20 protein-coding genes are annotated in these 21,631 nt (G+C 66.9%); 13 read left to right on the forward strand and 7 right to left on the reverse strand.

Features of this window, described 5'->3' with window-relative positions:
• The first annotated feature begins 197 nt into the window (after positions 1 to 197).
• On the forward strand, positions 198 to 596 hold the full coding sequence (locus ACNS88_RS13390) for a CBS domain-containing protein (RefSeq protein WP_435098590.1): 399 nt from the start codon (positions 198 to 200) through the stop codon (positions 594 to 596).
• Between the two features lie 7 nt (positions 597 to 603).
• Here ACNS88_RS13390 and ACNS88_RS13395 read toward each other — a convergent pair whose 3' ends face one another.
• Positions 604 to 2,892, reverse strand: a complete 2,289-nt coding sequence (locus tag ACNS88_RS13395; RefSeq protein ID WP_435098592.1) for a nitric-oxide reductase large subunit — start codon at positions 2,890 to 2,892, stop codon at positions 604 to 606.
• Between the two features lie 182 nt (positions 2,893 to 3,074).
• Between ACNS88_RS13395 and ACNS88_RS13400 the strand changes: the two genes are divergently transcribed.
• Positions 3,075 to 3,497, forward strand: coding sequence for a MoaD/ThiS family protein (locus tag ACNS88_RS13400; protein ID WP_435098618.1), 423 nt, complete (start codon positions 3,075 to 3,077; stop codon positions 3,495 to 3,497).
• 76 nt (positions 3,498 to 3,573) lie between these two features.
• Here the strand turns inward: ACNS88_RS13400 and ACNS88_RS13405 are convergent, their stop codons facing one another.
• Positions 3,574 to 4,770 carry a multicopper oxidase domain-containing protein gene (locus tag ACNS88_RS13405; protein ID WP_435098620.1) on the reverse strand — a complete coding sequence of 399 codons (1,197 nt, stop codon included), beginning with the start codon at positions 4,768 to 4,770 and terminating at the stop codon, positions 3,574 to 3,576.
• 167 nt (positions 4,771 to 4,937) lie between these two features.
• Positions 4,938 to 7,340, reverse strand: coding sequence for an amino acid permease (locus ACNS88_RS13410; RefSeq protein WP_435098622.1), 2,403 nt, complete (start codon positions 7,338 to 7,340; stop codon positions 4,938 to 4,940).
• Positions 7,341 to 7,457: 117 nt separating this feature from the next.
• Between ACNS88_RS13410 and ACNS88_RS13415 the strand changes: the two genes are divergently transcribed.
• Together ACNS88_RS13415 and ACNS88_RS13420 are read left to right on the forward strand one after the other, a co-directional pair.
• Positions 7,458 to 8,057 carry a YfcE family phosphodiesterase gene (locus ACNS88_RS13415; protein WP_435098624.1) on the forward strand — a complete coding sequence of 200 codons (600 nt, stop codon included), beginning with the start codon at positions 7,458 to 7,460 and terminating at the stop codon, positions 8,055 to 8,057.
• 65 nt (positions 8,058 to 8,122) lie between these two features.
• Positions 8,123 to 9,910, forward strand: coding sequence for an aldehyde ferredoxin oxidoreductase C-terminal domain-containing protein (locus ACNS88_RS13420; RefSeq protein ID WP_435098627.1), 1,788 nt, complete (start codon positions 8,123 to 8,125; stop codon positions 9,908 to 9,910).
• 26 nt (positions 9,911 to 9,936) lie between these two features.
• Here the strand turns inward: ACNS88_RS13420 and ACNS88_RS13425 are convergent, their stop codons facing one another.
• Together ACNS88_RS13425 and ACNS88_RS13430 are read right to left on the reverse strand one after the other, a co-directional pair.
• Positions 9,937 to 11,517 (reverse strand): PAS domain-containing sensor histidine kinase, encoded by a 1,581-nt coding sequence (locus ACNS88_RS13425; protein WP_435098630.1) that lies wholly within the window; start codon positions 11,515 to 11,517, stop codon positions 9,937 to 9,939.
• Positions 11,518 to 11,519: 2 nt separating this feature from the next.
• Complete coding sequence (locus ACNS88_RS13430; protein WP_435098633.1) at positions 11,520 to 12,248, reverse strand: DUF5806 family protein; 729 nt, start codon at positions 12,246 to 12,248, stop codon at positions 11,520 to 11,522.
• 101 nt (positions 12,249 to 12,349) lie between these two features.
• Between ACNS88_RS13430 and ACNS88_RS13435 the strand changes: the two genes are divergently transcribed.
• The 4 genes from ACNS88_RS13435 (at position 12,350) to ACNS88_RS13450 (ending at position 15,021) form a co-directional block, all read left to right on the forward strand.
• Positions 12,350 to 12,718, forward strand: coding sequence for a universal stress protein (locus ACNS88_RS13435; RefSeq protein WP_435098636.1), 369 nt, complete (start codon positions 12,350 to 12,352; stop codon positions 12,716 to 12,718).
• Positions 12,715 to 13,287 (forward strand): GNAT family N-acetyltransferase, encoded by a 573-nt coding sequence (locus ACNS88_RS13440; RefSeq protein WP_435098639.1) that lies wholly within the window; start codon positions 12,715 to 12,717, stop codon positions 13,285 to 13,287. Before ACNS88_RS13435 ends, ACNS88_RS13440 begins: the two co-directional genes overlap by 4 nt.
• 112 nt (positions 13,288 to 13,399) lie before the next feature.
• Complete coding sequence (locus ACNS88_RS13445) at positions 13,400 to 14,023, forward strand: adenylate kinase (RefSeq protein WP_435098642.1); 624 nt, start codon at positions 13,400 to 13,402, stop codon at positions 14,021 to 14,023.
• An 83-nt stretch (positions 14,024 to 14,106) separates the two neighbouring features.
• A complete protein-coding gene (locus ACNS88_RS13450; RefSeq protein ID WP_435098644.1) occupies positions 14,107 to 15,021 on the forward strand; it encodes a DUF106 domain-containing protein in 915 nt (304 codons plus the stop codon).
• 136 nt (positions 15,022 to 15,157) lie between these two features.
• Here the strand turns inward: ACNS88_RS13450 and mptA are convergent, their stop codons facing one another.
• On the reverse strand, positions 15,158 to 16,087 hold the full coding sequence (gene mptA / locus ACNS88_RS13455; protein ID WP_435098647.1) for a GTP cyclohydrolase MptA: 930 nt from the start codon (positions 16,085 to 16,087) through the stop codon (positions 15,158 to 15,160).
• Between the two features lie 210 nt (positions 16,088 to 16,297).
• On the opposite strand from mptA, the gene ACNS88_RS13460 reads away from it, so the two are divergent.
• The 5 genes from ACNS88_RS13460 to ACNS88_RS13480 all read left to right on the forward strand — a co-directional run bounded on the left by ACNS88_RS13460 (position 16,298) and on the right by ACNS88_RS13480 (position 20,091).
• Entirely contained in the window at positions 16,298 to 16,591 is a 294-nt protein-coding gene (locus ACNS88_RS13460) for a 50S ribosomal protein L21e (protein WP_435098650.1), read from the forward strand.
• Between the two features lie 6 nt (positions 16,592 to 16,597).
• Positions 16,598 to 16,954 carry an RNA polymerase Rpb4 family protein gene (locus ACNS88_RS13465; protein ID WP_435098653.1) on the forward strand — a complete coding sequence of 119 codons (357 nt, stop codon included), beginning with the start codon at positions 16,598 to 16,600 and terminating at the stop codon, positions 16,952 to 16,954.
• A 259-nt stretch (positions 16,955 to 17,213) separates the two neighbouring features.
• On the forward strand, positions 17,214 to 18,056 hold the full coding sequence (locus ACNS88_RS13470) for an eIF2B alpha/beta/delta subunit family protein (protein WP_435098656.1): 843 nt from the start codon (positions 17,214 to 17,216) through the stop codon (positions 18,054 to 18,056).
• Positions 18,057 to 18,181: 125 nt separating this feature from the next.
• Positions 18,182 to 19,141: a DUF7260 family protein gene (locus ACNS88_RS13475; protein WP_435098659.1), complete on the forward strand. Its 960-nt coding sequence runs from the start codon at positions 18,182 to 18,184 to the stop codon at positions 19,139 to 19,141.
• Between the two features lie 8 nt (positions 19,142 to 19,149).
• Entirely contained in the window at positions 19,150 to 20,091 is a 942-nt protein-coding gene (locus tag ACNS88_RS13480; protein ID WP_435098662.1) for an LLM class oxidoreductase, read from the forward strand.
• Between the two features lie 329 nt (positions 20,092 to 20,420).
• Here the strand turns inward: ACNS88_RS13480 and ACNS88_RS13485 are convergent, their stop codons facing one another.
• Positions 20,421 to 21,494 carry an aldo/keto reductase gene (locus ACNS88_RS13485; protein ID WP_435098664.1) on the reverse strand — a complete coding sequence of 358 codons (1,074 nt, stop codon included), beginning with the start codon at positions 21,492 to 21,494 and terminating at the stop codon, positions 20,421 to 20,423.
• Positions 21,495 to 21,631 lie beyond the last annotated feature (137 nt).

The raw sequence follows: 21,631 nt of genomic DNA on the forward strand, positions 1-21,631 counted from the left end.
TGCTTGATATCTATTCGGCGCGAGCGTTCCATTACCTCACTATATCTCTTAGATCACAAAAGATTTCGTACTCATTAAGCGTCTCGTGAACGGCTGAAGCCGTGGGTTTCCTCCTTGTTCCTCTGTGATGACGGCACCGCGAGCGCGCTCGCGAATCGGCCCTCGTTATCAAGTAGAGCCTCCGAGTACCGGGACGCATGCTCGTCGAGGAGGCGATGACGACGGACCTCGTCACTTGCGACGCCGGCGCATCGGTTAGGGACGCGAACGAGGGGACACCGGCGGGAATCGCCACCGAGACCGACGTGCTCCACGCGGGATACGTCACCGACGACCCGCTATCCGCGATCCCGCTTCGAAAGGCCATGAGCAGCCCGCTCGTGACGATCCAGCCGACGAAGCCACTCCGCACTGCGACGGAGCGCATGCGCTCTGAGGGAGTGAAGAAGCTCGTCGTCGTCGAGGGGATGAAACCCGTCGGAATCGTCACGACGGGCGATGTCGTCGATAACTACGCCGGGATCACACGCGAGGTGCGCGATCTGGCGACCGACGCAGATCGCTGGTCGAACCGGGGCGACCGGCTCGACGACTGAAGCTTGTTCAGTCGTCGCTGAGGACCCCCTCGGCGACGGCCATGTCGTCGACGCTCGGGTCGTCAGCGGAGCTCCGCAGGACGAACCGCTTGCGGATCAGGTCCACGAAATAGATGGCGGTCCCGATGATCATCAGAGTATCGCCCGGCAGCCGCGCCCAGAACAACGTCTGGACGAGCGACCGCTCGTAGAACGCGAGGCTGCGCGCCGCGGCGTAGCTCTCCGTGAACGCGACCTCCAGCTGAAGGAAGCCGACGGGGAGCACCGAGACGAACACCATCAGCGCGAGCCCGACGTTCCAACACCAGAACGACGCCCGGAGCCACGAGCCGTCCCACCGCTCGGGGTCGATCGACAGCTGGAGCATGTACGCGACCATCCCGAGCGCGAGGAAGCCGAACGCGCCGAACATCGCGGCGTGGGCGTGACCCACCGTGAGATACGTCCCGTGCTCGTAGTAGTTGATAAGCGGGAGGTTGATAAAGAAGCCGAGCACCCCGGCGCCGACGAAGTTCCACACCCCGCTGGCGACGATGAACATGAAGGGAAGTTTGTAGGGGAACCCGCCGGTTGCGGTCATCGTCCGGTACTGTCCGATCGCCTCGTAGAGGATGAATATCAGCGGGAGCAGCTCCAGCGTCGAGAAGACGCTCCCGATCGGGACCCAGTAGTCGGCCATGCCGACCCACCAGTAGTGGTGGGAGACGCCGATCACGCCGGTCCCCATCACGAGTAACGCCTGCAGCATGACGGCCTTCTCGGCGCTGCGCCGGGTGAGGAGGTTCATCGAGACCAGCGTGAGTCCGATGATCGCGACGATGAAGAACTCGAAGGCGCCCTCGACCCACATGTGGACGACCCACCACCGCCAGAACTCCGTGACGGCCATGTTCGTCGACGGCGTGAACAGGAAGCCGGCGACGAACAGCAGGGTGATCGAGCCGCCCGCGTAGAGGATCATGTGCGCGAGCCCGTACACCGGCTCGCGGTCGAGGAGCGGTTTGAGCCCCCGGATCGCGAGGACCGCCCAGAGGATGAATCCGGCGAGCAGACCGCCCTGCCACACCTTCCCAACTTCGAGGTACTCCAAGCCTTCGTTGCCGAGGAGCCACCAGAGCTGCCCGTCGAAGTAACCGTTCGCGCCGAGCCAGATGCCGCCCATCCCGCCGACGACGACGGTCACCAGCGCGCCCAAGAGGACGTTGACGTATCGCGCCTGATTCTTCGGCTCGTGGCCGGTGAGGAGGGGAGGGAGGAACAGGCCGGCACCGAGCCACGTCGACGCGATCCAGAGAATCGCCAGATCGATGTGCCACGTCTTCGCGATCGAGAAGGGGAGCAGTTGGAGGATGTGGACCCCGAACAGCTCCTCGATCCCGAAGAACCCGGCCCGTTCGATGTAGAAGTGCGCGAGTAGTCCACCGAGCAACACCTGCGCCAAGAACAGTCCGGCGGCGATGGGGATGAACCGGAGCGCCGCGCGCTGACTCGGGAAGACGCTCACGTCGCCCGGTTTCGGCACGTCGATCCCCTCGGCCGACGGCTCCGGGAGCGTCACCGACTTGTACAGGAGGATCCCCGCGCCCGCCGCGGCGACGAGCAGCACCATCGCGATCACGCTCCACGTCATCGCGGCGCCGGTCGCGTCGTTGCCGGCGCCCGGCGAGTAGGGCCACTCGTTCGTGTAGGAGTTGTCGCCGTCGGGCCGATCGGTGTGGGAGAACCACGCCGTCCACAGCGCGAAGTCGGCGAAGTCCTCGGCCTCCTCGGACGACTCGATCATCCCGACCGGAACGCCCCGGTCGTGGTCGCCCTCGTGGTACCGCTCGACGTACGTCTCGCGTACCTGCTCGTGGGCGTACGCCTCCGCGGGGGAGTACTGGACGGTGTCGCTGCCGTCGTGCGCGCTGTCGAGGTCGTCGCGGGCCATCTGGTTGACAGCCGCGCGCTCCGACGAGCCGAGCGAGTCGTAGCCGGCGTCGTACTCCTGTTGCGCGTAGTACTCGCGCATGTGCTCGGTCTTTAGTTCCAGCGTCTCGGCGGTGTAGTCCTCGCCGTAGTACGCGCCGTTGCCGAGGATCGACCCGTGGTTCATGAGCCCGTACTGCTGGAACGCCGCCTTCCCGTCTTGGACCGTCTCCCCGGTGGCGATTGTCTCGCCGTCGGGACCGACGACCTCGTCGGGGATCGGCGGCGCCTCCTGGTACGCGAACCACGCCCCGGCACCCATCACGACCAAGTTCAGCAGAAACGCCGCGACGATGACCTTCGCGATCGTCTTGCGTGTAAGCTCCATCGAGAGGGCGTTGCCGTCACACAGACTATCGACTTGGCGGCAACATGTTCGGACGCCGTTCTCACCGACTGACACCCCTCGGTCGTCGTCGCTGGCGCTGTGGGCCGAGAACGCCACCGTTGGTCGACAGTACGAACATGTTCGTGCGGTGGCTTACCGGAAGACGCCGCGTACGATCGTGCATGCCAACGACTAGCGAGGCGGCGGCGCCGAAGCCGGATAGGGCGTCAGAAACGACGGCCGAAACCACTGTCACGGTACGGTGTACCGGTCACGTTCGGACAGAGCTCGGGAAGTACGAGTTCGAGTACACGTTCGAGGGGGACACGCTCCGGGAGTTCCTCGACGAGCTGTTCGCGGAGTACCCGGAGCTACAGGAGATGCTGATCGCGGAAAGCGAAGAGGAGTCGACCCACAGCGGCTGGGCGCCGACGCCCGATGAGCTGCCGGGGACGTGGACGAAGAACCCGGTCGGCGAGCAGACGATCGCGTACGCCCGGATCCTCGTGAACGGTCACTTCAACGAGAACGAGAAGGGGTTCGACACGGAGTTGGAGGACGGCGACCGGGTCGCGCTGGTGTACCCGTTCATGTTCTGCTGTTAGCCGGGGAAATGGGGGAGTTCGACCCCGTCAACGCTGACCGCTTGCGGCTTTTATACGGACGCAGCGAGAGGCGGCTTCAGGCCTCGTAGCCCGCCATCTCCATCACGGAGGCGAACTGTTCGGTGTCCATCACGCTCTCGTACACCATCCCGCCGATCATGCCGCCGGGGTAGGTGTCGCCGTTCATCGCGTGGTTCACCTTGTGACAGTGGAGCGCGTAGACGCCGGGGTCGGCGCCGGCGGTGAACTCGATCGTCTTCCGCTCGGCGGGCGCGATGGGAATCACGTCCTCGCGGTGCCGGGCGGCCTCGGGGATGACGCCGCCGTCCTTCTCGACGACGGTGAACCCGTGGTTGTGCGTGTGCATCGCGTGCGACTCGTACCCGGCGTTGACGTAGTGGATCCGGACCGAATCGCCCTCCTCGACGATCAACGGCGACCCCTGCTCGGGGTGGAAGGTGTACGGCGCGGAACGACCGTTCACGGTGAACGCGTCGGGGTTACGGTCGCGGTGGCTGAAGTCCACGTCACCGCCAGCCGTCGAGGCGGACAGGCGAGTGTCCCAGTCTTTGATCGTCATGAACGCCTCCTTGTCGGGGGCCTCGTACCCCTCCGGGTCGACGCGGAGGATCCCGTACATCCCCATATCGAGATGGTTCTGCGTCTGGTAGTGGCAGTGGTAAAAGTGGGTGCCCGGCTGGTTCGCGGTGATTTCGTAGGTGTGTTCCTCGCCCGGGGCGACCTGCTGACCGGTCGTCGTCGGCACGCCGTCGTCCATCCAGCTCTTCGAGAGTCCGTGGACGTGGAACGTGTGCGGCCGGTTGTGCTCCGAGTTGTCGTAGGTGATCTCCATGTCGGTCCCCTCGGTCACCCGAAGCAGCGGGCCGGGGACGCTCGGATCCGTGTCCGGCGTCTGCCACGCCCAGACCTCGGGCAGCTCCCACGGACCGCCCTTCGTCTCGTCGCCGAGCAGCTTGTGGCGACACGGCGTCGTGGACATCGTGATCGCGCCGTCCGTCTCGTCCAGGTCGATCGTCGTCCGCGGGGACGTGTACGGGTGGTCCGTCTCGACGGCCGTCGCGTCGCTCCCCGACCACTCCTCGACCCGCTCTTGAACCGTCTCGTCGGCGACCGCGTTCTCCGCGTCGCCTCCGTCGTTCGCTCGCGGGGCACCGCATCCCGCGAGCCCGACCGTTCCAAGCGCCGCGGCCGCCGAGAGGAAGCCGCGTCTGGAACCCGTTCGCCGACCAGCATCGCCGCCGTTTCTCGTCATGGACGAACATGAATGGTAGAGATGTATAAACTAGATCAGGATCCACGGCCCGTGAAAACGCGGTCTTCGGTCGGTTCATTTATATATCTGCGAAATGGGAATGGAGGCTCTTCGCGCTCTCGCCGCAAATCCCGACGAGCCGCTCGTCGCGGCGGCGACAGCCCGAACTACTCGTCGACCCCGGAGTTGGCGGTCTGTGTCGGGCTGCGCCGGATCCCCCTGAGGTACCGGTAGACCGGGTAGATGTACTCCTCGATCGGGCCCTGCACCCCGCGCGGACTCGCGTACACGAGCACCGGAACCCCACCTCCCTGAGCGAGTTTGATCACGTTGTCCGGGGTGCTCCCGAAGACGCGGCGTCGGAGGCGACGGGTCCGGGTGGCTCCGATGATGAGGATGCCACCGTTCTCGCGGGCCAGATCGACCAGTCCGTCGGCGATCGTCTGTGCGGTGATGTTGTGGATCTGGACCGACGACGCGTTCGGGAGCCCGGAGACCGTCGCCTCCGTGTTCTCCGGGCGCCCCTCGCCGCCTTCCGGAGTGATGTTGATCACGTTGACCTCCGCGTCCCGCTCGCCCATCCGGTCGATGAGCGAGAGCAGGTCCATGTGGTGTGGGCCGCCGCCCGCTCCGATGTTGACCACGTCGAGTGCATCCGGGTCCATCACGCCGCTCGCGAACAGCACCCCGCACGGGGCCTTGTACTCGACCTGTTCGGCGACCTCGGTGTGCTCCTCGGGGTAGCCCATCACCACGAGGTCCGATTCCTTATCCCGGGCCGTTTGGACGATGTCGAATCCGACGTCCCGACAGGTGTGTCCCTCGACCGCATACGACACGTCGAGGTCCTCGGCCGCCAACAGCTCCCGAATGCGCGTGATCCGGCCGCGGGTGATCTCCTCGACCGCCTCGTACGGCGTTTGTTCGGGAATCTGTGTGACGGTCAACACGTCGACGAACGGCTCGCCCTCCTGATACTCGGCCATCGCCCCTGCTAGCCGCGCGTACCGGACGGCCCGTTCCGGTCGCGCGACCGGGACGAGAATGCGGAACGAATCCTCGCTCGGCGTCTCGGCGGTGGCGCCGGGGGCCTCGGTGTCGGCCTCCGCGACCGCCCCTTCTGTCTCGGCCCGCCCGTCGGGCGTGGTGGACGGCGCAACCTCCTCGTACAGCTCGTCCATGTCCGGTTCCCCACCCCAGATCAGGTACGCCGCGAGCATACCGACGACGAGGACGATACCGACGACGACACCCTTGGCCGGGAGATTGGTGATGAGCGCGACGTTCGCGATCACCCCGACGATCGGAATCAACGGGACGCCCGGCACCCGGAACCCACGCTCGATGTCCGGGTACCGGTGTCGGGAATAGATGAGCGCGATGTTGACCACGGAGAGCGGCAACAACAGGTTCAGCGTCGCGAATCCGGTGAGCGTCGTCAGCCCGAGGTCCGTGAGGGTGATCGAGCCAAGTGCCGGCAGCGCGACCGTGAGATCGAACGGAATCACGCCCCCCTCCGCCGGGAAAAGTCCGATGAACACGACGATGAGCGCGACGATCACCCCCGTCGCGGTGGTCACGCTCCAGAACGGGGTGCCGTACTGCCGGTGGATCCGCGAGAACGGCCGCGGCGCCTGCCCCTGTCGGCCCATCAGCGAGCCGATCCCGCTAGCCGCGAGGATGCTCGCGTTCGAGGCGCTGATCATGCTGAATATCGCGCCGGCGACGATGAGCGAGCGCCCCGCGGGACCGAGGAAGCCCGCGGCGACGCGACCCATCGCGGTCTCGCCCTCCTCGGCGATGACCTCGGCCGGAACTGGCGAGTTCACCATCGACACGATGACGAATGCGTAGAGAACGGTCACCGTGAGAATACTCGCAGCGATCGCGAGCGGAACCGTCCGGCGCGGCTCGATGATCTCCCCGGCGCTCGCGGCGATCGCGGAGAATCCGAAGAAGGTGATGAACGCCAGCGCGGCGATCGAGACGATCCCGACCGGGTCGGCGGTAAAGCCGGCGGCGAAGTTGTCGGCGGCGACGGCCGGCCCCCGGAACGCGACGGCGCCGCCGACGAACGCGATGAGGACGGCCACCTTCGCGCCCGTCACGAACAGCTGGAAGGTCCCACTCTCCTCGGTCCCCCGAGCGTTGAGGGCGCCGAGTAGCAGGGCCGCGAGTACGCCGGAGGTCCCGTGCGGGAGAACGTGGAGCGACTTCGGGAGGATGAACCGGACGACCCACTCGTCCATCGTCGCGAGGTAGAAGGCGGTCGTTCCGGTGTAGCCTAAAAACAGCATCGCGCCGACGGCGTACACCAGCGTGTCGTGCTCGAAGGTGCGCGAGGAGAACAGGTAGCCGCCGCCGTTCTCGGAGTAGATCGACGCGAACTCGGAGTACGACGCCGCGGTCAGGCTGGCGACCACCGCCGCGAGGACGAAGGCGATCACGGCGCTGCTCCCGATCTCGGCGACCGCCGTACCCGAAAGCGAGAAGATCCCCGCCGCGATCATCGTCCCTAACCCGATCGCGAAGGCGATTTTAAAATCGAGCGTCCGGGTGTGCTCTACCATTGCGACCTGATCCGAAATGAACCCACCAAAAACTATTGATCCCGTATCAGATATCAGAAATTCTATTGGATCCGAATCTGCGCATGGTTTATTCCCCTCGGCTTCGACGCGGGACCCATGCGTATCGGCATCGTCTCCGACACCCATGACGACCTCGCCGCCGTCGAGGCGGCCGTATCGCTGTTCGACTGCGAGGGCGTCGACGTCGTCGTCCACTGCGGCGACTTCGTCGCGCCCTTTTCAGTGACGCCGTTCGACGTCGGCGACGGCCCGGACGCCGACGGTCCCAACGCCGGCGGCGACGCACCCGACGCCGGCTTCGACTTCTACGCCGCCCGCGGCAACAACGACGGGGAGTGGGCGGTCCAGTCGACCGTCGAATCGTTCGGAACGTACCTCGGCGAAGCCGGGGCGCTCTCGTTCGGCGGCTCCGGCGGGGGAGACGACGCCGTCGACGTCGCCGTCACTCACGGCACGAGCGCGGTCGTCGTCGACGCCCTCGTCGACTGCGGCGACTACGACTACGTGTTCCACGGTCACACCCACGCGCACGGCGTCGAGGAGCGCGACGGGACGGTGCGAGTGAATCCCGGCGGCCTCCCCATCCCGGTCGAGGGCGCGGACGAGGCCTTCCGGGTCGCGATCCTCGACGTCGGGGCGGACGCCGACGGGGCGACCGGCGCCGACGCGGTGACGCATCACGTCCTCGATTTATAAGGGAGAGACGCGACGCTCAGCTCACCACCCGGAGTTTTATCGCCGTTCCCTCGCTGGATGTGCGTATGAGACACGCACAGGGACCGCTCCTCACGATCGACCTGACGGACCGGTCGGCGTCGACGGCGCAGATCGACGACCGACTCGCCGAGTTCGTCGGCGGGCGCGGGCTCAACACGTCGCTCGCGTACGACCGAATCCCGTTCGACGCCGACCCGTTAGGGCCGCAAAACCGGCTGTACCTCTCCACCGGCCCGATGCAGTACTCGACCACCTCCTTCACCGGCCGAATGGCCGCCACGAGCCTCTCGCCGCTCACGAACGGCCTGCTCTCGTCGAACGCGGGCGGTTTCCTCTCGCGGAACTTCACGGGGGCGGGGTACGCCGCCGTCGAACTCGTCGGCGAGAGCGACGAACTGCTCGCGGTCCACGTCCGCGAGGTCGGCGACGACGGCGAGCCGGACGTGACCTTCGAGCCGGTGCCGGAGCTGGCGCAGAGTGAGGTCCCGGCGGTCTCCGACCGGTTCGCCGAGAGCCACGACCTCTCGCCCGAACACGTGGCCTGTATCGGCCCCGCGGGGGAGAACGAGGTGCGCTTCGCCTCGGTCATGACCTCGGACACGCGAGCGTTCGGGCGCGGCGGGCTCGGCGCGGTCCTCGGCGCGAAGGGCGTGAAGGCGCTCACTTTTAACGGCGACAGCGTGGCGCACAGCGCCACGGGCAGCCGGACGTCGTCCGGCGATGCCGACGCCGAAATCGACCTCGACTGGCCCGACGAGGCCGGCGACGTCCACCGCGAGGCGGCTACCTCCGACTCGATCATGAAACGGCAGGGGACGTCGAGCGTGACCGAGCTGGCCAACGAGGTGGACGCGCTCCCGTCGTACTACTTCTCCGAGACCTCCTTCGAGGGCGCCGAGGGCATCTCCGGCGACCGCGTCGAAGAGAAAAAGTACAAGAAGGGGACCTGTTCGAGCTGCGCGTTCGCCTGCAAGCTCCCGACCCGCGACGAGGAGACGGGCGTCGAGACGGAGGGGCCCGAGTTCGAGACGGTGATGGCGTTCGGCTCGAACGCCGGCGTCGACGACATCGTCGACGTGATGCGCGCCAACGAGCTGTGCGACGAGCTCGGATTGGACACCATCTCCTGTGGCGACGTGGTGTCGATGTTCTTAGAGAGCGAAGACGAGTTCGGCAACGCCGGGCTCGTCCGGTCGCTCGTCGAGCAGATCGCCTACCGCGAGGGGGTCGGCGACAAGCTCGCAGAAGGCATTCACCGCGCGCACGAGGAGTTCGGCGCCGACGACTGGACCGTCAAGGGGATGGCGTTCTCGGGACACGACGGTCGCACACTCAACGGACAGGGGCTCGGGTTCGCGACCTCGAACCGCGGCGCGGACCACATGTACGGGGAGTTCTACCCCTACGAGTACCCGCTCGTCGGCAAGGCGGATGCGCTCGACCCGACCGGACTGGAGGGGAAGCCGCCGAAGCTCGTGGCCAAGGAGAACCGCAACGCCGTGCTCGATTCCGCCGTGATCTGCAAGTTCTCGCGCGGCACGGTCACCGACGACCGGCTCGCCGCCCTTCTCGACGCCGACTACGACGACCTGCTCGATGTCGGCGCGCGGGTCGTCGAACTGGAGCGCGCGTTCAACAACGCCCGCGGCTTCGACCGGCGCGACGACACCCTCCCCTACGCGGACGCCATTGACGGCTTCGAGGCGGGGCTCTCGGAGTACTACGCGCTCCGTGGCTGGACCGACGACGGAACCGTCTCGGGATTCGGGGGCGACCGGAGCGAGCTCGGGGACGGCTACGCGGGAAGCGAGACCGCCTCCGCAGACGACTAGTCCCGCCGAAACGGAGCCGTCGACGCCTAGTCGTTCGTGTCGGAGCTATCGGGTCCGGAACCGTCTGCACCCGACTCTTCCGCTGCGTCGACGGTCTCGACCCCTCGGAACTCGAACCGTGCGCCGCCCTCGGCAGCTTCGACGAGGTCGACCGCCCACCCGTGCGCGTTGGCCACCTCGGCGACGATCTTGAGGCCGAAGCCTGTTCCCCCCGGATCGGTCGAGACGCCGGCGTCGAACGCCTCTTCTCGGCGGTCTGCGGGGATTCCGGGGCCGTCGTCTTCGACGTAGAACCCGTCGCCGTCAGGGAGGCCGCCGACCTCGACGCGGACCGACTCGCCGGCGTGGATAATCGCGTTGCCGAAGAGGTTCTCCAAGACCTGTCGCAGCCGGCTCCGATCGGCGCGCAGCCGGAGGTCGTCGACGACGAGATCGGCCGCCGCGGTGTCGACCGCGGTCCAGGACTCTTCCGCCAGCGCGGCGAGCGACACCGCTTCGGTCTCGTCGATGGTAGACCCCTGTCGCGCGAGCGTCAGCATGTCGTCCACGAGCGCCTCCATCCGGTCGAGCGAGCGGGCGACGGTGTCGACCTCGGTCAGCGCCTCGTGTTCCTCCCGGAGCCGCTCGCGGACCATCTCGAGGTTTCCCGTCGCGACGTTGAGCGGGCTCCGGAGGTCGTGGGAGACGAGGCCGGCGAACTCCTCTAGTCGGTCACGCTCGCGCACGATCTCCTGTTCTCGGGCCCGGAGCTGGCGCTCCCGCTCGATCCGAACGAACACCATCGTGACGGTGGCGGCCCAGAGGCGCGCGACGGCGAGGTCGGACTCGTCGAACGCGTCGGGCTCCGTGTTCCCGATGTTGATGAGGCCGTACCGACCGAGCGGGAGAATCAGCTCGCTGCGGATCGACGAGTCCGGGTTGTGCCGATCCGAGACGGCGTGCGTGTCCGGCACGTACATCGGGTCGCCGGACTCGAACGCCTCCCACGAGATGCTGGACGCGTCGGGGCCGAACGTCGGGTGGTCGCCCACGACCTCGTCGGCCGCCTCGCTCCAGTCGACCGGATCGAGGACGTCGCGGCTCTCGTCGTACAGCCAGATCGCCGCCAGCGTGTGGCCGAGTGCCTCTTCGACGTACTCGACCGCTGCTTCCGCGGCGAACTCCCGCTCGGTCGTCTTCAGCAGGTCCTGGGTCGCCTCGTGGAGCGCCTCCAGCGTCTGCGTCCGACGGTGGAGCTCGACCTGTTGTGCGCGCTTCTCCCTGACGTCGACGATCGTGGCGACGAGGTACGTCTCGCCGTCCCGTTCGAACGGACCGAGGCTGAGCGTCACGGGCACCTCGGTCCCGTCCGCGGCCCGCGCGCACAGGTCCAGGCTCGCTGCCATCGAACGCGGTTCGGGGTCGACGACGTGGCGCCGGAGCTCCTCGCCGGCCGCGCCCTCGTCGGGGTCGTACACCAGCGTCTCGAAGCCGGTGCCCTCCAGCTCCGCCGGCGCGTATCCGAGGACCGTCTCGACCCGCCCGTTTCCGGCCCTGACGACGCCGCCGCTGTCGACGATCACGACTGGGTCCGGGATGCCCTCTAACGCCTCCGGGAATCGCTCCATCGCTACTCCTCGGTCGGTTCGTGGACGTGTCCGCACTCCGGACACCGGACCTCCTCTCCCCGGAGGTTCGCGGAGGAGGTACGCACTTCACGCATCACTTCGCTGATCCGGTCTTCGGCCTCCAGCTCGTCGGCGACCGCGAGGTCGACCCCTTCGACCTCCAAGAGGAACTTCGCGACTTCCGTCACCTCGTACATCATCTCGTCTAAGTCCTCGGCGGTGAAGAAGCCCGACATCGCGCCGTAGAGGAACGTCGCCCCCGCCTTCGTCACCTTCTCCTCGAAGGAGTACCGCGCCTGGTTGACCGCCTGCGGCGTGTACGTGTCGGTCATAAAGGGGACCAGCTCCGGGAGGTTCTCGCCGATCTTCGTCATCTCGACGCCCGTCTCGGTGCGGAAGTCGGCGCAGAGCCGCGCGATCGCCCACTCTCGAGCCGTGACGTACGTCCGGTCGCGGAGGAACTCGTTGACGCGCTCGTAGCGCGCGCCGTCCATCTTCTTGAACCGCTCGTACTTGCGGACCTCGGGCGGGACCTGCTCTTGCTCCTGATCGTCTTCTTCGCCGTCGTTTGCGGCCCGTTCGTCCGATTCGCCGTCGAACGCGTCGGTTTCCGTCCCGTCGATATCCGACCGAGACGCATCGCCCGGCTCCGACGCCTCTGCCGCGACGTCCGCGGTCCCGTCGTCGGCGTCCGATCCCCCGTCTGACGCGGGATCGGTTGGTTCGTTCATGTTGTTGGTAACCTGACCGCCGAACAAAAGGGTTGTCGGTGGGCGCCACGAAGCTGTCGGGGAGGATATCACTTTAGTACCGGCGTGTGAACAGGAGACCTATGAAGGTGCTTTGCGGGATCGGCGGCAGCGACGACTCGTTCCGCGCGCTCGACCGAACCGTCGAGCGTGCGGCGGTCGCGAACGACGATCTCACGGTCGCGGTGGTCGAGAACCCGGACTCGTCGGTCGACCCGGATGAGATCGCCCAACAGGCCGAGTCGGCGGTCGAGGAGGCCGGGCTCGACGCCGAGGTCCGATTGGTCGAGGGTGACCCGGGGAGCCGGCTGGTGGAAATCGCTGAGCGGGAGGAGTTCGAGGAGATCGTTCTCGGCGGCGGACACACGAGCCCGATGGGGAAGATAACGGTCGGGCCGATCGCCGAGTTCGTCCTGTTGAACGCCAAGACGTCCGTCACGCTGGTCAGATGAGCGACCGAGGATACCCCGAAGCGGTGGCCGACGAGTTCCCCGCCCCGCCCACAGAGTTTACGGACCGTGAGGAACGCACCGTCGAAATCCGCCCCTACGAGGGGGCCGAAACGGGATACGAGTCGCTCGTCGACATGTACGACGCCTTCGACCCCGCCGACCGCGCGCAGGGGATCCCGCCGGGCGGACAAAAGCGTATCCGGGAGTGGCTGGACGCGATCCTCGCTGACGACTGTCTCAACGTGATCGCGTGGTGCGGCGGCGACGTCGCCGGCCACGCCACGCTGGTGCCCGACGACGACGCCTACGAGCTGGCGATCTTCGTTCACCAAGACTACCAACGCGCCGGTATCGGCACGCACCTGATCCGTGGGCTGCTCGGTCACGGACAGACCGAGGGCGTCCAGAAGGTGTGGCTCACGGTCGAGCGCTGGAACCGCGCGGCCGTCTCGCTGTACAAGAAGATCGGCTTCGAAATCTCTGACGCCGAGAGCTTCGAGTTGGAGATGGGGCTCCGGCTGAATCCGGACGCGGAGACCGCCCCGAGCGAGAGCGAGGACGACGAATAGCGGTTCGGAAACCGCCTGTGACGTTGCAGAGCGTCTCTGCGGCCGACCGGGGAATCACGTAGCGTTAGCCGGGATCTTCAAGCCTTTACGTGCGGCGAGTGAGCGCTGCAGTATGAGTCATCGAATCCTTCTGTTGGGAGCGCCGGGCGCCGGAAAAGGCACGCAGAGCGCGAAACTCGCCGAGGAGTACGGCGTCGAACACGTCACCACGGGCGACGCGCTCCGCGCGAACAAGGACATGGAGACCGAGTACGGGACGCCCCGCTCGTTCATGGAGGCCGGAGAGCTCGTCCCGGACCCGGTCGTCAACGAGATCGTCCAGGCCGCACTGGCTGACGCCGACGGGTTCGTGCTCGACGGCTATCCGCGGAACCTCGACCAGGCGGAGTATCTCTCGGAGATCACGGACCTCGACGCCGTGTTTTACCTCGACGTCGACGAGGAGGTCCTCGTCGACCGACTCACCGGCCGGCGGGTGTGCGACGACTGCGGCGCGAACTTCCACGTCGACTTCCAGCCGCCCGAGGAGGCGGGCGTCTGCGACGAGTGCGGCGGCGACCTGATCCAGCGCGAGGACGACACCGAGGAGACCGCCCGCGAGCGACTCGAGGTCTTCTACGAGAACACCGAGCCCGTCATCGACCACTTCCGCGACGAGGGCGCTCTCGTCGAAATCGACGGTGAGGCGACGCCCGACGAGGTCTTCGGGCGCATCCGCGACGTGCTCGACGAGTAGGGCGACTCGCCGGTCTCGCGACAGCGACTCGACCGCCGGCGATCCTGCAAGGTTCTTAACCGTCGACCGACAACCGACCAGTAATGAGTAAGGTCGAACGAAGAGTCCGCTCGCTGGTCGGCGACGACGGCGAGATGCGAGACGCCGTCGAGGTCGTCCTCGATAGCGCCACGGACGGCGAGGTCCAGTGGATCGACGTCCGCGACGATATCACGAGCGGCCAGTGGGGCCGGCTCATCGAGAAGGAGATTCTCATCGACGGCGACACCGGCTTCGCGCTGGCAGACCGCGACGCCATCGAGGCCGGGCTGGAGGACGACGACGACGGTGACATCTCCAGCAGCGACGTCGAGACCCCGGAGACGACCACGTGGACAAAGTGGGACAAGATCGCCGGAGTCGCGACGCTGGGCGCGTTCGTCGGCTACGCCGTCAACCCGGTCCGCAACGTGATCGCCGGCGCCTTCGACCTCGTGTTGGGGCCGCTCCTCAACGTGGTTCCGTTCTACGTCGTGATCATGGTGATCGCGCTCGCGACGGGGCTGTACTCGACCCTGTTGCGCGCGGGACTCATGGACATGGAGAAGATGAGCGCATACCAAGACCGGATGAAGGACATCCAGGACCGCCGCAAGGAGGCCAAGGAACGCGACGATCAGGAGGCGCTCGACGCCATCCAAGAAGAGCAGATGGACGCGATGGGCGACCAGCTCGGGATGTTCAAAGAGCAGTTCCGCCCGATGGTGTGGATCATGTTCCTCACGATCCCGGCGTTCCTCTGGATGTTCTGGGTGATCGGCTACCGCGGCTCCGCCGCCGAGTATCCCGCCATCGCCGCCGAAGAGCTGGTGGTTCCGCTCGCCGGAACGGTCACGTGGGACACGGGGATCATCGGTCCGATGCAGATGTGGATCGTCTGGTACTTCCTGTGTTCGATGGCGTTCACCCAGCTCGTCCAGAAAAGTCTCAACATCGAGATGTCGCCGTCGTCGTCGTAGCTCGTTCGCTTCGACGCGGTTTCACTGCGGGGTCGTCTGTTTCGGTCTGTTTCAGTCTGTTTCCGTGTCAACGCCACTGTCGAACTTCTCACAGAGCCGCTACCCCCGTTTTCCGCGAGTGAAGACCCGACCGTGCTTATGCCGCGTCCAGCTCATCTCGCAGGTCGCCCATCGTGACTTCGCGCTCGGCGTGGGCGTTGTGCTGGTGGATCGACTCGTCGTTCGACTGTTTCATGTGAACGACGGCGTCGTTCGGGAGGTGATCGAACTCCTCGACGGTACCCTCGGCCAGCGCGCGGACGCAGTCCTCGACGAACTTCGCGTCCGCGTGGGCCTCGTAGGTCATGTGATCCTCGTCCGGGCGCTTCGCCATGTTGTAGATCCGGGCGCTCATCGAGTCGCGGGCGACGTCGATCAGGTCTCGGAGATCGATGTCGGGGTGGCCGTCGGTGGTGACGGTGAGCGTGGCGTGGCCGCGCTGGGAGTGGCCCGGCTGCGGGACGGCGTCGAGGAACTCCTCGGTCGTCTCCTCGTCGACGCCCAGCTCGGCGAGCTTGTCGCGGGCGCGGGACTCGCTCATCCCCTGCGAGCAGGGGCAGACCGTCATGCCGGTGACCTCGGCGCCGATCTCCTCTCGGGTGCCGCCCTCGGTCGCGGTGGCGCTGGCGACGATCGTCGCCGTGCTCTGCGTCTCGATCTCGGACGCCGGCGTGTCCTCGCGAGTGACGAGTTCGGCCGACATCGACACCTCGGCGGTGGTGGTGTAGTCGTGTTTCTCGAGGAGTCGTTCGGCGGCGTCACCGCAGACGTCTTCGACGCGGTACGCCTCCTCGCGGGTGATGTCCTCGAGGATTTCGTCGACCGTCGCGAGGTTCCGCGACATGTCGATCCCCTTGCGGCCGCTGGGGAGGTCGACGAACACCTCGAACTCCGCCATGAGGACGATGGGGCGTTTGTCGCCGCGCGCGAGCTTGACGAGCTTTTCGACTCCGGTGACCCCGACCTGCGAGAGCCCAACGGTCACGTCGGGTGCCGACGCCTGCACGTCCGGCAGTTGGTGGCTCATTATCAACATGGTAGGGAGTCAAGGGATTAGCCCTTTCGAAAGGTGGGGTGACGTGGGGTTATCTCGGGGGCGGCGTGACGCCGGTGGCAGGAGAGTCTCGGCTCGGCGGCGTCGGCGACGAAGCACCACGGCACCAGTGTGCTACCGGCTCCCGGTCGAGGCCCGTAACGCACCATTTATAACCGCGGCAGCGGAACAACGCCCAAGACCATGCCGAGTTCCAATGGGCCCCAGAAAGCGACCCGCGACAAGCTCTCGAACAAACCCCGCGACCGCGGCACGTCGCCGCCGCAGCGAGCGATCCAGGAGTTCGACGAGGGATCGCAGGTCCACCTCAAGATCGACCCGAGCGTCCAGAAGGGCCGCTTCCACCCGCGCTTCGACGGCCGCACAGGCACAGTGCTGGGCAAGCAGGGCTCCGCGTTCAAAGTCGAAATCTCGGACGGCGGCAAGACGAAGACGCTCATCGTCACCGCCGCCCACATGAGCGCGCAGCAGAACTGACCCGAGATGACGATATTTAAAGAGAAACTCGACGAGGAGTACATCACCACCTCCGAGGCGAAGCAGATCCTCGTGGAGATCGAAGCGGACCGCGCGGACGACGAGGAACGCGACCTCCGCTACGAGCTCGCCCGTGCGATCGAGCACGTCAACCGGTTCGCGCACCTCGACGCCGAGGAGTCGCGAGAACTGGTCGAGGAGCTGACCGAGCTCGAGCAGATCGACCTGCCGACCGCGGTGAAGATCACGGACCTCCTGCCCGAGGACCGGACCGAGCTGCGCTCGGTGTTCGCCCAGGAGCGCTACTCGCTCGACGGCGACGAGCTCGACAACGTGCTGAACGTCGTCGCGAAGTACGCCTGAGACGTCTCTGACCGGCTTTCTGTTTCGCGTTTCGTTCGATACGCCGTTGACGCGAGCTCCGTGGAGTACATCTGCGAAGCCCCAGCCGCTCGGTAGTCCGTGATCGGTGACTCCGTGGTGAAGACCTCCAGAGCGCTAGCCGCGAGGACTCGCGCGACTCGCTGCGCTCTTCACGTCGGTATCGGTCAGTTGGATTCACGCACTAGTAGTCCGACCAAACCCCGGAACCCCTTTGAATTGGGGCGACGACTCTCCGGGTATGATTGACGAGACGGTCGCCGAGATCCGGGCGATGCGGACCCACAGCACCTCGGCGGTGGCCGTAAAGGCGACGCGATCGCTCGCGGAACTCCTCGACCGCGAGTACAGGACGGTCGACGAGTTCGAGCGCGACCTCGAACACAACGCCGGGGTGTTGCGGCGGTCGAACCCCTCCCACGCCGCGCTTCACAACGCGATGCGCGACGTCGAGCGCTCTATCATCAGCGAGGCGACGAGCGTCGAGGACGCCAAACAGCTGCTGGAAGAGACTATCGACCGCGTCGTCGACGACATCGAGACCGCGAAGGGAGAGGCCGCCGCCAACGCGGCCGAGCGCATCGAGGACGGCGACACCCTGCTGGTCCACGACTACTCGACGACGGTGCTCGAATCGATCGAGAACGCGGCCCGCGACGGCGCCCATCTGACGGTGTACGTCACGGAGGCGCGCCCGCGCACCCTCGGTCGAAAGACGGCCCGCGTCCTCGCCGGCATCGCCCGGGTCGACACCCGGATGGTCGTCGACAGCGCGATGGGGTACGCCCTCCGCGACTGCGACCGCGTCCTGCTCGGCATCACGTGTATGACCGGCGGCACGTACTACAACCGCGTCGGGACGTTCCCGCTGGTCGTCACCGCACGCGAGCTCGGCGTGCCGGTGACCGCAGTCGGCTCCGGCGCGAAACGGATCGAGGAGTTCCGATTCGAAAACGAGTTCCGCGACGCCGTCGAGGTGATGCGCGAGCCCGTCGAGGGCGTGACGATCGAGAACCCGAGCTACGACGCGACCCCGATCGGCATGATCGACACCGTGATCACCGACGACGGCGTCGTCGAGTAGTCGGGACACCGGTGAACCTACCACCGTCACCGAGATCGTAGTGAGCTATCGGATCCGAAAACCGTTGTTTCAGGTATCGAGATCCGCCACAAGCACTTTGTACGTGTGACGTGTTAACGCAAACAATGAGCGCGAGACAAGGTGCCGCGGGGGTCTTTCGGATCCAAGGCGCGGAGCCGTCGGCGGAGTGTACCAGCGTCTCGTGTGACCTCACCGCGATCGCGAGCGACCCCGGCGCTATCACCGCGGTGGTCCTCGCCGGTCTCGTCGCGTTCGTCGCACTGGCGTACGTCCGCGGCGCCAAGGAGGACTGCCGCAGCGAGCGGACGCGAGTCCTCGACGAGCGCGACGCCTTCAACGACTTCGCCGATCGCGTCGCCGGTCTCGACCCTGCACCCGCCTCGGCGACCACACTGGCGTTCGACGGACCGACGGCCGCGGTCCGCACAGTCTCTACAGCCAACGGAGGGGGGAGCACCGACGTCCGGTTGCGGCGCGTGCTCGCGGCGTACCGGGATACGGTGATGGCGCTACCGCACTACAGGGAGGAGTACGACGAGACGATACCCGAGAGCCTCGCCGCCGAGTTGGGTCCAGACACGACCGCCGCGTTGGCCTCCAACGGCACCCTCTCGCCCGGAGCGCAATCGGCGCTCGTGCGACGCAGCCGGCGGGCGGCCGACGCCCGGCTATCGCTGTCCGATGCGATAGAGACGGAGATCGACGCGCTGTCGCGGTTCGAGACCGATCTAACCCGCGTCGACCGGCGCCGCCGCCGACTCATCGAACACCTCGACGGCATCGCGGGCGACCGGACGGACGCCGCGATCGACATCTGGCAGCAACTCGGCGACCTCGAATCCGAGTGTGACGAGGCGGTCGAGGAGCGCCAGCTCACGCTCAACGACCCGCCGATGACGGTCGACGACCTCGGTAACGGGACGGGTCCCTGCCTGTTCCACGAGTATCTGTACGGATCGACCGAGGGGCCCCGCTATCCCGTGCTGGCGGAAGCCGCGGAGATCGCCGAGCAGATCAGGGTTGACCGGAACCGGCTCACCAGTCGGATCGCCGGCGGCGAGTAACTCGCTCGATGGCGGACCCTGATGCGGGCGAGCGCGTCGGCCACGACAACGCGGGCTTCCGACGGCTGTTCGGCGACGCCGGGCTCACGTTCGGGCTCGGGTTCCCCTTGACCGGCGAGCGACGCGGCATGCCGGATCCCACCGAGGAGGTCCGGCTCGCTGAGCGCGCCGAGGCACTCGGGTTCGACGGGCTCTGGGCGCGGGACGTCCCGACCTACTGGCCCACGTTCGGCGACGCCGGCGGGGCGTTCGACCCGTGGACGCTGCTTTCTCACGTGGCCGCCCGTACCGACGAGGTCGCGCTCGGCACGGCGAGCGTCGTCCTCCCGCTCCGGCACCCGATCCACCTCGCGAAGTCCGCGGCGAGCCTCGACCGGCTCTCCGACGGACGGGTCGTCCTCGGCGTCGCCTCCGGCGACCGCGACCCGGAGTACCCGGCGTTCGGCGTCGACCCCGAGCGACGGGGCGAGATGGTCCGTGACCGGATCGCGGCAATGCGTGCGTGCTGGCGCGAGGAGTTCCCCGAGGTCGACGGCGAATGGGGGACACTCGACGGCGAGCTCGACGTGCTCCCGAAGCCGACGACGGAGACGCTCCCGGTGTTGCCCACGGGCAACGCGCGGCAGTCGACCGAGTGGATCGCCGACCACGGCGACGGCTGGCTGTTCTATCACCTCCCGGACGAGACGCTCCGGAGCTACGTCTCGGAGTGGCGCGAGCTGGCGGGCGACAAACCGTTTGCCATCGCCGTCGGCGTCGAGTTCGCAGACGACCCGACCGCGGAGCCCGAGCACCTCCACCTCGGCTACTGCGCCGGTGCCGAGTGGTTCCGGGAGTACTTCCGGCGTCTCGACGAGATCGGGGTCGATCACGTCATCGTCGGCCTGCGCGGCGACGACCCCGAGGGTGCGATGGAGACGTTCGCGGACGAGGTGGGCGAGAGATTGTGAGCCCGGCTTCGCGACTCCCGCCCGGCCCATCGCGGGAGATTTATACCCGGCGACGGCCACGCTGCAGACGGTGGCCATGACGACGTGTTACCCCCACTGAGCCCCTTGTGATGAGGGTTTTCCACCGAGCCACCACTTCGAGACCGCGAGCGACGGCGTTCGCGGGTCGTCTGGCTCGCCCCGCACGAGTGACGTCACCGCACGGGACGGTCCACGGTGACACGCGACACGATACCGAGACGCGTGACAGGCCGCAGTGAAAGTGGTTCAAAAGCCCAGAGAGCAGTCGCAGTCTAGCGATCTCGACGAGAAGCGAGCGGGTCGGCGGTTCAGTACGACGCGGCGCGCTTGTCGAGGCCGGCGGCCTCGATGTCGTCGCCGTCGACGGAGGTTCGGAGCACGTCCATCCCGTCGTCGCGGTCGATGTCGAAGTCGCGCGCGTACAGCTCGTCGACGCGATCGTACTCGGCCTCGGAGAGCGGCGGGACGTCGCTCGCGGCGCTCCACTCGGCGATATCGTCGCCGTCGCGGAAGGTGGGCGTGACGGAGGCGACCTCGTCGTGCGCGAGCAGCCAGCGGATCGCGGCCTGCGCCATCGTACGGGTTCCCTTGCCGTGGTCGGGATCTTCGAGGAAGCGGATCGCCTCCACCTTGTCCCAGCCGGTCTCGTACCACTCTTTCGGGCGGTGCGAGCGGTGGTCGCCGTCTTCGAGGACGGTGTCGGGCGTCACCTGCTCGTTGAGCAGTCCGGAAGAGTGCGGAACGCGCGCGATAACCGAGGTGTCCGAGCCGCTCTCGCGGATGGTGTCCACGAAGTGCCGGCCGGGCTGCTGCTCGAACAGGTTGAAGACGGTCTGAACCGCGTCGAACTCCTCGTACTCGACGGCGGCGTCGCCCTCGGCGAGCCAGCCGATAGAGGGGCCGAGCGCCCAGCCGAGCGCGCGGACGCGGCCGTCGGCCTTCCACTCGGCGAGGAGGTCTCGGACCTCGGGAGTGACCTCGTCGACGTTGGCGTTGTGGAGCTGGAGCACGTCGACGTAGTCGGTGTCGAGCCGGTCAAGCGAGGCCTCGAACGCCTCTGTGAGATACTCCTCGTTCAGCTCCTTGGGGAGTTCGCCGTGACCGGCCTGCGGGTTGTCGTAGAAGTCGTAGCCGATCTTCGTCGACAGCGTCACCTCGTCGCGGCGACCGTCGATCGCTTTCCCGATGATCGTCTCGCTGTCGCCGTGGCCGTACACGTCGCCGGTGTCGACGTAGGTGACGCCCGCGTCGAGCGCGTCCTCGACCATCCCGACCGCCTGTTCGTCCGAGCGGTCGCCCCACCAGTCGGTACCGACGACCCACGCGCCGAAGCCGATCTCAGAGACCTCGACGCCGGAGTTCCCGAGTTCGCGGTGTTGCATACCCGATGTACGGGATCGGGACACTTAGCGGGTGCGGTCTCCCCCGCGGGGCGGGAACCACGAGACGGGGTTAAAAAGGCGATCGGCTCGAACCGACGTGGCGCGCACGTCGCACAACCGAATCCCTTTGAGTGATG

The sequence above is a fragment of the Halorubrum shenae genome (genome assembly GCF_051194165.1).
Classification (GTDB): domain Archaea; phylum Halobacteriota; class Halobacteria; order Halobacteriales; family Haloferacaceae; genus Halorubrum.